Genomic DNA, 13,379 nt, shown 5'->3' with positions numbered 1-13,379 from the left:
AGTCTAATAACTGTTTTTTTATCTCGAAGAGAAGTATCCTGAATCATTTGAGTTTTTCTATCATGAATCTTTTCTGCTTTTTTGCCGCAGACAGGACATTTAACATGATCTATTTTATAGTCAGCTACAAAAACTAAATATTCCTCCGTTTTAATTAAATCTGTTGCAACTAGGTCTGGTAAATCCATTAAATCTGTGATAAGATTATTATGCATTTGCTTGACTCCTTTATTGAATTTTTGGTGTTGTAACTATTTAATTCAACGGAGCCAGGCAAATGCCTTTTTTATTTAGATATTTTTAGATTTACAGTTTTTTCTTCACAACATTAATTATACAACCAAATTATTTAGGGGATTTATGAGCTAATTTTAAAAAAAGTAAAATCGAAAAAATTGTTGGAGAAGATATTGTAGAGTTAGTAGAAGAAATATTGGATTTAGCTCAAAGTAGATTAGATAGAAGTTATAGTGAAAAAATATATTATGGACTTGCTCTTCATTTAAAAAGAAGTATTGAGAGAATAAAAAACAATAATAAAATTTATCATCCTAATTTAAATGAGATTCGTTCAGAACATAGCCGTGAATTTATAACTGCTCTGGAAATTGCTTCAGTTATTGATCAAAAATTCTCTTTGAAAACTCCTCTGGATGAGATTGGCTATCTAAGTATGTTTCTAACTGAAAAACCTTATAACTATGGAGAAAATAAATTAGGTAAAGTAGGAATATTAGTTATTATGCATGGTAAATCTACTGCCAGTAGTATGACTGAAGTTGTAAACAATTTAGTGGGAGAGGATCATGCAGTAGCTATTGATATGCCTCTGGAAATGAGTCCTAATCAAGCTTATCAAAAAGCAAAAGAAAAAGTTAAAGAAATTAACAAAGGAAATGGTGTTGTTATTATGGTTGACATGGGTTCTTTAAATAGTTTTGGAACTTTAATTGCAGAAGAAACTGGTATAAAAATTGAAACAGTTACAATGAGCAGTACTCCAGCTATTTTGGAGGCCGCTCGTAAAGCTGTACTTGGTGATTCATTTATAGATATAATTAACTCTGTTAATGAAATTGGTGGAGAGAGTTACCAACAAAATTTTGAAATTAAAGATGATCCAACTAGCAATTTTATTCAAAATAATAATATTTCAAAAGGCTATACTATAATTACAGCTTGCTATACTGGAGATGGTGCTGCTAAAGAACTAGAAAAAATAATTGAAAAAAATTTAGATGTTGATTTAGACTACCGAATAATTAATCTTAGTTTGCGAAAAGATGATAATTTAGAAAAAGAAATAAAGAAATTACAACAGCAATATAATATTTTAGCTGTTGTTAGTACAATGCCTTTAAAGTTAGATTCAATTAATTATATTTCAGCTGTAGATATTTTAGCAAAAGATGGCATCGAAAAATTAAAAGTATTATTGAAACAGGAAGCTATGTTTTTTAATATAAAAAATTCTTTAAAGGAGCAATTTACTAACTTTAATAGTTTTCAGCTTGTTGAATATTTAAGAAAAACAGTAAATAATTTGGAAAGTAGTTTTGCTAAAACTTTGGATTTTGGAGTAAAAATTGGAATTATAATTCACTTAGGATATGTAATTGAAAATGCAAAAAATGGCGGTAAACGACATAGCTATCAAGACCTGGATAAATTTATTAAGCAATATCAAAAATATTTTTCACTTATTACTGAAGAAGTTACAAAACTAGAAAATCGATATGATATAAAAATAACTGAAGATGAAAAAGCTTATTTAACGGAAATGTTTTTATATAACTAAGTTTTATAATTAAAATATTTTAAAGAGTGTGCATTAAATGCACACTCTTTATCTTTAAGGATTAAATTTTAATTAATTATAAATAATTTAAATCGCTGTCTAACAGCCTCTATAAGCAATTAAATCAATAAGCATTTTAAATTATGGAATAATAAATGCATATTAAATATAACTAGATAAGTAGCGTATTTTTTATTTATAAAGCAGTTTTTCTAAAATTTTATTGGAGGTAGATAATATGCAACTAAGAGATGACTTTTTATGGGGAGGAGCTATATCGGCAAATCAGGTTGAAGGTGCCTGGAATGAAGGAGGGAAAGGTATGTCAGTAGCAGATATTAAGAGGTATAAGCCTAATTTAGATGTCGAAGACTATGCCGGCCAACACCAAATAGATTCTAAAATGATTAAAGAAGCTATTGCAAATGAAAGCACTAAGTTTTATCCTAAGCGGAGAGGAATAGATTTTTATCATAATTATAAGTCAGATATCGCTCTTTTTGCTGAAATGGGATTTAAAGCATTAAGATTTTCTATTGCCTGGACCAGAATTTTTCCAACTGGAGAAGAAAATGAGCCTAATCAGGCAGGAATAGACTATTATCTTGCAATCTTAAAAGAATTGCAGAAATACAAGATTGAACCGATAGTTACTCTTTCCCATTATGAGATGCCTCTGCAGTTAAGTTTAAAATATAATGGTTGGGCAGATAGAAAATTAGTTGAACTATTTTTAAGATTTTCTAAAATATGTTTTGAACAGTTTGGTGATTATGTTAAATATTGGCTAACTTTTAATGAAATTGATAGTGTAAGCAGGCATCCTTTTATTACTGCTGGTATAGTAGAAGATCAATCGGCTAAAGGAGAATATAAAAATGACATTTATCAAGCCTTACATCACCAATATATTGCAGCAGCATTGGCTGCCCAAAAATGTCGACAAGTAGTGAGTGATTGTAAAATAGGTGCTATGATAACAAAGCTTACCACTTATCCTCATACCTGTAAACCAGAAGATGTTGAACTTGCTTTGCAGAGTAACTTAGCTAATCTTGCTCATGCAGACATTCAAATTAAGGGTGAATATCCCGAACTATATAAAAAATATTTAATTAAAGAGAAAATAGATATTAAGTTTAAAGAAGCAGATAAACAAATATTAAAAGAAAATACTGTTGATTTTCTATCATTTAGTTATTATATGTCCAGAACAGTATCTTCTGACTCTAGCAAAGAAAAGACAGCTGGAAATACAATGACAGGAGTTAAAAATCCCTATTTAGAATCAACTGACTGGGGTTGGCAGATCGACCCTGTTGGCCTTAAAATTTCTTTACTTGAGTTATATGATCGCTATCAAATACCTTTAATGATTGTTGAGAATGGTATGGGGGCTAAGGATACTGTTGAAGCAGGTAAGATACATGATAATTATAGAATTGATTATTTTAGAGAGCATTTAAGAGAAATGAAAAAAGCCGTTGAAATGGGGGTTGAATTACTTGGTTATACTAGTTGGGCCCCAATTGACTGCATAAGTGTTTCAACATCTCAAATGAGTAAGCGCTATGGTTTTATTTATGTTGATCAAGATGATCAGGGAATTGGTAGTTTAAAAAGATTAAAAAAAGATTCATTTAATTGGTATAAAAAAGTTATTGCAAGTAATGGGGAAAATTTAAGCTAATAATTAAAGATAAAATTTTAGACTATAAGAAAATTGACTAAATATATTTAACTTAATGTGTGGTTTAATAATTAGTGTGCAGAAATATTTTGCACACTAATTTTATTATATTAGTTATCTTTTTTTATTATGTATAAGCAGATAAAAATAAATTAAGCTGCTTAAAGCCTGTTATATTAATGATTTTAAGAAAATAATTATTTTTTAGAATTATTTTAATTTTTGGAATGATAAATGCATATATATTAGGTGAAACTAATACCAGATAATTTTTAGTTATACAATATCAAGTTTTAGAAAGGGGGGGGAAGTGATTGAAAAGCTGTACAATTGAATTAAAAAATAAGACTGGTTTACATGCTAGACCAGCAGCAAAATTTGTTAGTAAGGCGCAAGCTTATCAATCTGAAATTGAAGTTGAAAAAAACAATCGAAGTGTCAATGCTAAAAGCATAATTGCTTTAATGAGTTTAGGAGCTGCTTTTGGTGATAACATTATTTTGAAAGCCAGGGGAAAAGATGAAGCAAAAGCTATAAAAGATTTAAAAACACTAGTTAATAGTTTTAAATAGTCAATTTTTTAATAAATAATTTAAAAATAAAGTAAAAAATTATATCTTAATAATATTTAAAATATGTTTTAGTCCATAAAAGGAGGAGAAATTTATGAATATTTTATTAGTTTGTAATGCAGGTATGAGTACAAGTCTGGTAGTTCAGAAAATGGAAAAAGAGGCTGCAAAGCGTGGTTTAGAGGTCAAGATTAAAGCAGAACCTGTTGAAAAATTTGAAGATATTATTGCAGAATATGATGTTGCATTATTAGGTCCACAAATTAGGTATAAATTGAAACCATTTAAAAAAATAGGAGCAGAAAATAATGTGCCGGTAGAAGTAATTGAAACAGCTGCTTATGGTATGGCAGATGGCAAAAAAGTTTTAGATCATGCATTGTCACTAATTAAATAATTAGCGGAACTGCTAAATCTACTTTTTTTAAACTGAAAAGTCACTGAAGTATTTTGTGTTTAAAAATTCAGATAAATTTCAAGGAGGATTTTAAATGAGTAAAATTCAAGATAAGTTTATGGCTTTTTTAGAAAATAAATTTATGCCAGTAATGGGAGAGATCGCTAATCAGAGGCATGTAACAGCAGTTAAAAATGGTATGATTGGGATAATTCCATTTACAATTTTAGGTAGTGTTATGTTAATCTTAAGGTTTCCTCCAATTGATCCCAATACAGTTGGAACAGATCCTAATTTATTAATCAGGATGCTGCTTACCTGGAAAAATTGGGCAGATGCAAATTCTTCTACAATTATGATGCCTTACAATATGTCAATGGCCTTACTGGGAATTTTTGCAGTAATTGGAATTGCTAATAATCTGGCTAAACATTATAAGTTAAATCAGCTTAGTGCAATTTTATTATCATTAATGTCTTATCTGGTAGTTACTGCACCAGCAACAGATGGAGCTTTACCAGCGACCTATCTAGATGCAAAGGGATTATTTACAGCAATTATAGTTGGACTTTTATCTGTAGAGATTATGAAGTTTATGGATGATAAAAATATTGAAATTAAAATGCCTGATGGTGTTCCTCCTGCAGTAGCTAACTCTTTTGCTAGTTTAATTCCAGCTTTTGCGCTGATGATTGTTTTTTATGGATTAAGTCTAATAGTTCAGAGTATGAGTGGAATGTTAGTACCAGAAGCAATTATGACAATGATGCAGCCTTTAGTTGGCGCGGTTGACAGTCCTTACGGAGTTTTCTTTACAGTATTGTTATGTCAATTATTATGGTTTGCTGGTATTCATGGTGCTACTACAGTTGGGGCAGTGCTTTATCCTTTTATAATCCAGAATTTTAATATTAATGCTGAATTACGGATGGCAGGAGAAAGTATGCAGTATGTCTATACCAGACCTATGTGGGCATTTATGATTTGTATTGGGGGATCTGGGGCAACTCTGGCTCTAGCATTTTTAATGGCGAGAAGTAAGTCAAAACAGCTGAGTAGTGTTGGTAAAATAGCTATTTTGCCTGGTTTATTTAACATTAATGAGCCCATTATTTTTGGAGCGCCAATGGTTTTAAATCCAATAATGTTTTTTCCATTTGTTTTTATTTCTCCAATTTTGGGGGTTCTCTCGTATATAGTTACTGATTTAGGATTAATAACTAAAGGATTTGCAATGGGGCCATGGACAACTCCTGCTCCAATTGGGGCTTTTATAGCTACTTTAGACTGGCGAGCAGTAGTCTGGGTATTCATTTTATTTATTTTATCAGGTATAATGTACTATCCATTTTTTAAGATTTATGAAAAACCACTTGTAGAAGAAGAAAGGGCTAATGCAAAGGCAGAAGCTGATAGAGAGGTAACTGCTAGTGCCTAGTAAATAGATAATTTATAAAAATAGTAAATAAAAATTAATTAGGGGTGAAAATATGACTAATGAAGAAATAGTATTTAAAATCATAACTGCAGCTGGTAATGCAAAAGGGTTAGCTTTCGAAGCCCTTAATTTTGCCAGGGAAGGAAAATTTGATCAGGCAAATGAAACTTTGAAAGAATGCAAAGAATTTTTTCATGAGGCTCATGATATTCAAACAGAGCTAATAACTAAAGAAGCACAAGGTGAAAAAACAGAAGTAGGTATTTTAATGGTTCATGCTCAAGATCATTTAACAAGTGCAACTTTAACTAAAGATTTAATTGAGGAAATGATTAAAACCCAAAAAGAATTATATAAATTAAAGCATGAAAGGGGCAATGAAAATGCCAGTTGAGAGAGGTTTAAAAATAGCAACAATTGGTGGTGGCAGCAGTTATACTCCCGAGATTATAGAAGGATTTATTAAAAGGTATGCTGAATTACCTGTAAAAGATCTATATTTAGTTGATATTGAAGCTGGAAAATGGAAGCTAGAAATTGTTGGTCAGCTTGCCCGTCGAATGGTTAAAGAAGCAGGTGTAGATATTAATATTCACCTGACATTAGATAGAAGAGAAGCAATTAAAGATGCAGATTTTGTTACAACCCAATTTAGAGTAGGGTTACTGGAGGCTAGAATTAGAGATGAAAAAATTCCATTGAGATATAATTGTATCGGCCAGAAAACAACTGGTGCTGGTGGTATGGCAAAAGCCTTGCGAACTATTCCAGTTATTTTAGATATTGCTAAAGATATGGCAGAACTTGCTCCTGATGCCTGGTTAATTAATTTTACTAATCCAAGTGGAATTATAACTGAAGCAGTTAGTAAATATACAGATATTAAAGTACTTGGTCTTTGTAATGTTCCAATTGTAATGGAAAAGATGACTGCAGAAATTTTAGAGACAGCTGCAGATAAATTAAGAATGGATTTTGTTGGTTTAAATCATCTTGTCTGGGGAAGGGCTGCTTACCTAAATGGTGAAAACAAAATTAATGAAGTAATTACTAAGCTTGCAAGTGGTAATTTCAGAGGAGTAAAAAATATACCAGATTATGAATGGGGTACAGATTTGCTTAATTCAGTTGGAATGTTACCTTGTCCCTACCATAGGTATTATTATCTGACAGATTTAATGCTAAAAGAAGAGATTAAAGCTGCTAGAAATGAAGGTACCAGAGGAGAGGTTGTTAAAAAATTGGAAGCAAGTCTCTTCGAACTGTATAAAAATGAAGATTTAAAAGTTAAGCCTAAAGAGCTAGAAGAACGAGGGGGTCAATATTATTCTGATGCTGCCTGTGACTTAATTAGTGCAATTTATAATGATAAAGGAACTATCCATTATGTAAATGTAAAAAATAATGGTACAGTAAATTGTCTACCAAATGATTCTGTAATTGAAAGAACTTCCTATGTTGGTAAAAATGGTGCTACTCCTTTAAATTCAGATCCGCTACCATCTCAAATTAAAGGCTTACTGCAAGTTGTTAATGAATATGAAACTCTTACAATTGAAGCAGGAGTTCATGGTGATTATAATGCTGCTTTTCAGGCACTTACAATTCATCCATTAGTAGAAAGTAGTATTGTTAAAGATTTATTGGCTGATATAATTTCAGAAAACATTGACTATTTACCTCAATTTAAAGTTAATAATTAAATTATTTCTGAATTTAAGACTAACTTACTTATAGGAGGATGAGTATAGTGATTCATAAAAAATTAAAAGATTTTCCAGCTGATTTTTTCTGGGGAGCATCTACATCTGCTTATCAGGTTGAAGGAGCATGGAATGAAGCTGGTAAAGGTTTATCAGTAATGGATGTTGGTAATCATCCAGAAGATGTTGCCGATTTTAAAGTTGCAAGTGATCATTATCATCACTATAAAGAGGATATAGCTTTAATGGCTGAAATGGGTTTTAAAACTTATAGGTTTTCTATTGCCTGGACGAGAATTTTTCCAGAAGGAATGGGTAAAATAAATCAGCAGGGAATAGACTTTTATAATAGCTTAATTAATGAGCTGTTAAAATATAATATTGAACCACTGGTGACAATTTATCATTTTGATCTTCCGCTGGCCTTAAAAGAAAAAGGAGGCTGGACAAATAGAGATACGATAGCAGCTTTTGTTAATTATGCAGAGATACTATTTGAAGAATATGGAGATCGGGTTAAATACTGGCTGACAATTAATGAACAAAATATGATGATTTTACATGGTAATGCTTTTGGTTTGCTGGATGATGATTCTAAAGATATTAAGCAAGAGCTATATCAATCAAACCACCTCATGTTAGTGGCTCAGGCAAAAGTTTTTAATCTTTATCATCAAAAAGTAAAAAATGGTAAAATCGGTCCTGCTCCGAATATTATTAGTATTTATCCCGCTTCTTCGAAGCCAGAAGACATCTTAGCTGCAAACAATTATTCTGCCATTAGAAACTGGCTTTATTTAGATGCTGCAGTTTTTGGAAGATATAATGCAACAGCCTGGAGCTTTATGCAGGAAAAAAATATTACACCTCAACTAAAAAGTAATGATTTAAAAATTTTAAAAGCAGGAAAGCCTGACTTTATAGCTTTTAATTATTATACAACAGCTACAGTTGCAGAGGATTTTAAAGCTGAAGCAGAAAATAGATTTAAGGGAGATCAGCAGATTGTTGACAATGAACCAGGCTTATACAGACGTCAGCAAAATGAATATTTGGCAGAAACAGAATTTGGTTGGGAAATTGATCCAGTTGGTTTTAGAACAACATTGCGGGAAATTTACAGCAGATATAATTTACCATTAATTGTTACTGAGAATGGACTTGGGGCTTATGATAAATTAGAAGCTGAAGATACAATTAATGATGATTATAGGATTAATTATCTAAGAAGTCATCTTAAACAGCTACAGCTTGCTTTAACTGATGGAGTTGAAGTTTTTGGTTATTGTCCCTGGTCAGCTATTGATCTAGTAAGTACACATCAAGGAATTAATAAGCGTTATGGATTTATTTATGTAGATCGAGATGAATTTGACTTAAAAGATTTACGGAGAATCAGAAAAAAGAGTTTTTATTGGTATAAAAATGTCATCGCAACTAATGGGCAAGAATTATAAGTAGAGCTAGTTTATTAAAGAAAATAATTTTGAGATTGACAGGCTGTTAATTTACTGAAATAATAAATGTAATAGTTAATAAATTAAAAATTATAAAGGATTGAATTATTCAATGTATAATTTAGCAGAAAATAAATATAATTTCAGTTTAATGGCTTTTCCAGCTGCTTCAATTTGCAATCTGAATTGTGAATATTGCTACTACTTAGATAAAAGAAATCTTTATCCAGCTGAAAATAAATTTAAAATGTCAGAAAAAATATTAGAAAAATATATAAAACAGTATCTGGATGCTGTACTTGGACCGATTGTACAATTTGGTTGGCAGGGTGGTGAACCAACTTTAAGAGGTATTGATTTTTTTAAAAAAGTAATTGAATTGCAGCAAAAATATTTACCTGCTGGCTGGCATGTAGAAAATTCATTGCAAACAAATGGAACTTTGCTTAATGACCAGTGGGCACAATTTTTAAAAGAAAATAAGTTTTTAGTTGGAATAAGTATTGATGGCCCGGCTGCTCTGCATAATAAATATCGGAAAGATAAATTAGGGCAGGGCAGCCTTTCAAAAGTTTTAGCTGGATTGGAAAAATTGAAAAATTATCAAGTTGATTATAATATATTAACAGTTGTGAATGATTCAAATTCACAGCAGCCAAATGAAGTATATAATTTTTTAAAAGATTTAAAAGTAAATTTTATGCAGTTTATACCAATTGTTGAACTTGATCAAGAAGGTGATTTAACTGCCAGATCAGTTAAGCCAATCGAATATGCCAAGTTTTTGATTAAGATATTTAATCAGTGGATAACAGATATTGGAGAAGTATATGTGCAGATATTTGAAGAAGTTCTGGGAGTTTATTTGGGTAGGCAGGCGAATTTATGTGTTTTTAATTCTGAATGTGGAAAAGGGCCTGTAATGGAGTACAATGGAGACTTATATTCTTGCGATCACTTTGTTGATCCTGAATACAAGCTGGGTAATATTAATGATAAAAGTATTTTAGAAATGATGAATTCAAAAAAACAATATGAATTTGGTAGAGCCAAAAGAGAAAATTTGAATCAAAAATGTCTGATATGTGACTACCTATTTATTTGTAATGGAGGATGTCCCAAAAACAGAATTATAGATACTGGTGATAAATGTAAACTGAATTATCTTTGTGATGGATATAAACTTTTCTTTGCTTATATAGATGTTTATATGAAAAAATTAGCTTTGCTGGTTAAACAGCAAAAATCACCAGCTATAATGAGGCAGGAAATGCAGAAGATTTACAAAGAAAAATGGGATGTGGGGCGTAATGATCTCTGCCCCTGTGGTAGTGGGAAAAAATATAAAAAATGTTGTTTATAAAAGTAAATATTAGTTGATTAGTATTAATATTTTATTAAAAAACTGCCTGACAAAATTGATTTGTTTCTGTCAGGCAGACTTAATTTAAATATTAACAATCCCCCGCCAGAACATTAAAAAAGCCTGTTCTAGATACTCAGGCTCAACTTTCAGTTTATTTTTACATTTGTAGTGTAGAATTGCACTAACAGATGCATTGAAAAAATTTAAAATTAGATTAACCTCGATATTTTGTAAACTTTCCTCTTTAATTCCTATTTTAATAATTTCAGAAATAAAATCAAAGTGAGCATCATTATTTTGATTTAATTCAGTACAGCAGTTCTTAGCTGGTAATTTATAAAATTGTTCCCAGAATAAAAAATATTCGGGATTTTCAATTCCCCAGCCGGCATAATTTAACCAGATATCTTTAATTTTTTGTCTAGTTGTCATTTTTTTAGTGAGATTTTTAATAAGCCTATTGTGAAGTGAATTCTTGATATTTAAATATAGTTGTTTAAATAAATCCTCTTTAGTAGGAAAATAATAAAATAAAGTTCCATTTGAAACTTTTGCTTTTTCAGCAATTTTTGAAGTTGGAGTTGCATTAAAACCATAAGTAATAAATAGAGATAATGCTTCTTTTAATATTAAATCTTTTTTTGACATAATCTGACTCCTTTTTGACTAAATACTCTATAAAAATAATATATATAACTATATATAAAATCTAAATAAACTTATATAAATAAATTATAGCATAAAATATACTTTAAATAAATCTATTTTGAAATATTGACAATAAATTAAGCAAATGTTAAGATAATCACTAGAGTGAATAGTCGATAGTTAATATTTTTAAAAAGTATTAATAAAGGAGATGCTTAATTATGGAAAATGAAGTTCTCAAAGTTATTAAGTCCAGGCGTAGTATTAGAAAATATAAAGCAGAGCAGATTAAAGATGTTGAACTGCAGACCTTATTAGATGCAGCAATCCAGGCTCCTTCTGCTAATAATATACAGCCCTGGCACTTTACAGTTATTCAAAATAAAGAAATGATTAATGAAATGAGTGACAAAATAAAGTCGGAAATGATAAAATCAGATAATAAACAGCTAGTTAAAATGAGTAAAAATATGGAGAGCGTGTTTTATCAAGCGCCAACAATAATCATAGTTTCTGGTAAAGAATCTGTCCAATCTGCTCTAGTTGATTGTTCTGCGGCAATTGAAAATATTCTCTTAGCAGCAGAGAGTATTGGGCTGGGAACTGTCTGGATTGGTTTAGCTAGATTTTTATTTAAGCTGGAGAAAGAAGTTGAAAAGCTCAACTTACCAACAAATTATCAGCCCTTTTATGCAGTTGCAGTAGGTTATAAAGCTAGTAAGATTGCTGGTCCTTCTCCCAGAAAAGAAGATGTAATTAATTATATCAAATAAGGGGAGGGATTAAAGATGAAAATAGTAGCTGTTAACGGCAGCCCTAAAAATAAAGGGAATACAGCCCAGGTTTTACTTAGCTAATTACTGGAATATCATTTATGGTACAGCTCCAGGAGACATTAGTCAGGATGAGGAAGGTAAGCAAATTTTGCGTGTTTTAGCTAAAAATATGAGTTGGGCTCTAAAACTTGTAGAAGCTGGTGAAAATAAAGTAGAAAGGCCGCAACAAGAAGACAAAACCTTTCTGAATTTTATTCGTTAGCAATAAATCAAGAAAATGGAGGAGTTATTTATGAAATTTAATTATGGTTTAAGTGGTCTGGGAGGGATTTCTAAAACACATTTATTAGGTTTGAAAAATTTATTTTTGCTAGATCTTCCTCAGCAGTTAGAAGTTGATTTTAAAGTTCTTGCAACAACTCATAAGTCAGATAAAGAAACTATCGCTAAGAAATTGGGCTTTGAGAATGTAGTAGCTAGTTTTGACGAACTTTTAGAAGTTGAAGAACTTGATTTAATTGATCTCTGTACACCTAATTTTATTCATCATCCTGAGATTATTAAATCTCTAGCAGCAGATAAAAATATTTATGCTGAAAAACCATTAAGCTTAGATCTAAAAGAAGCAGAATCTATTATGACTGCATTAGATAAATCAAATAGTAAAAATCAATTAGCCTTTGTTTACAGATTTTTACCAGCTGTGGCTAAAGCTCATGCATTATTGCAGAATAATGCCATTGGAGAAATAAAGTTTGCAAAAATAGAATATTATCATTCTCGCTATTTAAATCCAGAAGTAGGTATAAGTTGGCGTCTGCAAAATAAAAAATCTGGTGGTGGAGCACTAGTTGATTTAGGCAGTCATGTGATTGATTTAGTTCATTTTTTGTTAGGGGAAGTTAAATGTTTAAATGCCTGGACCAAAACTTTTCTAAAAACAAGGAAGAATAGTGATGGAAAATCAACTAAAGTAGATGTTGATGATTGGGCTTTGCTAATGCTTCAATTAGAAAATGAAATAAATGTATCTGCTGAAGTTTCTCGAGTTTCACCAGGTAATGAAGAACTAAGGCTTCATATTTTTGGTGATAAGGGTGCAATTTATATTGACTTTAATCAGCCTGAGATGCCAACCCTTTATGATAATAGTCCTGCAATGGTCAGAATAAACCCTGAATTAATGTTAGGTGATGATTTTACAGATAGAACTTTGAAAATTCATCAGGCGATCAATGTATCACAAGGGTTAATGATTGATTTGCATACAGTAAGTTTGGTCTGGTTTTTACTTACTCTAGCTGAGTCAAGGAGTTTTGCAGGTACACCAGATTTTAAAGCTGGTTATCAGGTGCAAAAAGTTTTAGATGCTGCTTATAAATCAGCTTCTGCTGGTAGTAAAAAAGTTATATTATAGAATATTTATAACTGACTTTAAACTATAATTAAATATAAGCTAACTAAATAAGAATCCGCCTTTTAAGGCGGTTTTTTTTAAAAGGCATTATTTGAGATGATTATATATAAATTTTAT

General features: G+C 30.7%; 13 protein-coding genes and 1 pseudogene. 12 read left to right on the top strand and 2 right to left on the bottom strand.

Annotated elements, in window-relative coordinates:
* Nucleotides 1–215: transposase family protein (locus BMZ74_RS06415; RefSeq protein ID WP_177181383.1), on the bottom strand; the 215-nt coding region annotated here is incomplete at its 3' end.
* 218 nt (nt 216–433) lie between these two features.
* Between BMZ74_RS06415 and BMZ74_RS06410 the strand changes: the two genes are divergently transcribed.
* The 9 genes from BMZ74_RS06410 (at nt 434) to BMZ74_RS06370 (ending at nt 10,418) form a co-directional block, all read left to right on the top strand.
* A complete protein-coding gene (locus tag BMZ74_RS06410; protein WP_089861190.1) occupies nt 434–1,798 on the top strand; it encodes a PRD domain-containing protein in 1,365 nt (454 codons plus the stop codon).
* A gap of 238 nt (nt 1,799–2,036) precedes the next feature.
* Nucleotides 2,037–3,488 carry a glycoside hydrolase family 1 protein gene (locus BMZ74_RS06405; protein WP_089861188.1) on the top strand — a complete coding sequence of 484 codons (1,452 nt, stop codon included), beginning with the start codon at nt 2,037–2,039 and terminating at the stop codon, nt 3,486–3,488.
* Nucleotides 3,489–3,802: 314 nt separating this feature from the next.
* The gene (locus BMZ74_RS06400; RefSeq protein WP_089861186.1) at nt 3,803–4,060 is read left to right on the top strand and encodes an HPr family phosphocarrier protein; all 258 of its coding nucleotides are present in this window, start codon (nt 3,803–3,805) and stop codon (nt 4,058–4,060) included.
* Between the two features lie 94 nt (nt 4,061–4,154).
* Nucleotides 4,155–4,457, top strand: coding sequence for a PTS sugar transporter subunit IIB (locus BMZ74_RS06395; protein WP_089861183.1), 303 nt, complete (start codon nt 4,155–4,157; stop codon nt 4,455–4,457).
* A gap of 94 nt (nt 4,458–4,551) precedes the next feature.
* A complete protein-coding gene (locus BMZ74_RS06390) occupies nt 4,552–5,895 on the top strand; it encodes a PTS sugar transporter subunit IIC (protein ID WP_218142052.1) in 1,344 nt (447 codons plus the stop codon).
* Between the two features lie 52 nt (nt 5,896–5,947).
* Nucleotides 5,948–6,289 carry a PTS lactose/cellobiose transporter subunit IIA gene (locus tag BMZ74_RS06385; protein ID WP_089861181.1) on the top strand — a complete coding sequence of 114 codons (342 nt, stop codon included), beginning with the start codon at nt 5,948–5,950 and terminating at the stop codon, nt 6,287–6,289.
* Nucleotides 6,279–7,598: a 6-phospho-beta-glucosidase gene (locus BMZ74_RS06380; RefSeq protein WP_089861179.1), complete on the top strand. Its 1,320-nt coding sequence runs from the start codon at nt 6,279–6,281 to the stop codon at nt 7,596–7,598. The genes BMZ74_RS06385 and BMZ74_RS06380 overlap by 11 nt, the downstream gene beginning before the upstream one ends.
* A 47-nt stretch (nt 7,599–7,645) precedes the next feature.
* Nucleotides 7,646–9,055, top strand: a complete 1,410-nt coding sequence (locus tag BMZ74_RS06375; RefSeq protein ID WP_089861177.1) for a glycoside hydrolase family 1 protein — start codon at nt 7,646–7,648, stop codon at nt 9,053–9,055.
* A gap of 112 nt (nt 9,056–9,167) precedes the next feature.
* On the top strand, nt 9,168–10,418 hold the full coding sequence (locus tag BMZ74_RS06370) for an anaerobic sulfatase maturase (protein WP_089861175.1): 1,251 nt from the start codon (nt 9,168–9,170) through the stop codon (nt 10,416–10,418).
* Between the two features lie 84 nt (nt 10,419–10,502).
* Here BMZ74_RS06370 and BMZ74_RS06365 read toward each other — a convergent pair whose 3' ends face one another.
* Nucleotides 10,503–11,069: a TetR/AcrR family transcriptional regulator gene (locus tag BMZ74_RS06365; RefSeq protein WP_089861173.1), complete on the bottom strand. Its 567-nt coding sequence runs from the start codon at nt 11,067–11,069 to the stop codon at nt 10,503–10,505.
* Nucleotides 11,070–11,290: 221 nt separating this feature from the next.
* Between BMZ74_RS06365 and BMZ74_RS06360 the strand changes: the two genes are divergently transcribed.
* From BMZ74_RS06360 to BMZ74_RS06355, 3 genes and pseudogenes are all read left to right on the top strand, one after another.
* Complete coding sequence (locus BMZ74_RS06360) at nt 11,291–11,842, top strand: nitroreductase family protein (protein ID WP_089861171.1); 552 nt, start codon at nt 11,291–11,293, stop codon at nt 11,840–11,842.
* Between the two features lie 79 nt (nt 11,843–11,921).
* Nucleotides 11,922–12,107, top strand: a pseudogene (locus BMZ74_RS14815) (flavodoxin family protein); the annotation flags it as partial.
* Nucleotides 12,108–12,137: 30 nt separating this feature from the next.
* Nucleotides 12,138–13,262, top strand: coding sequence for a Gfo/Idh/MocA family oxidoreductase (locus BMZ74_RS06355; RefSeq protein ID WP_177181382.1), 1,125 nt, complete (start codon nt 12,138–12,140; stop codon nt 13,260–13,262).
* Nucleotides 13,263–13,379 lie beyond the last annotated feature (117 nt).

This window comes from Halanaerobium salsuginis (assembly GCF_900114545.1).
GTDB classification, from domain to species: domain Bacteria; phylum Bacillota; class Halanaerobiia; order Halanaerobiales; family Halanaerobiaceae; genus Halanaerobium; species Halanaerobium salsuginis.
Note: the sequence above shows the minus strand (reverse complement) of the source record. Positions and strands in the feature narration are given on the sequence as shown.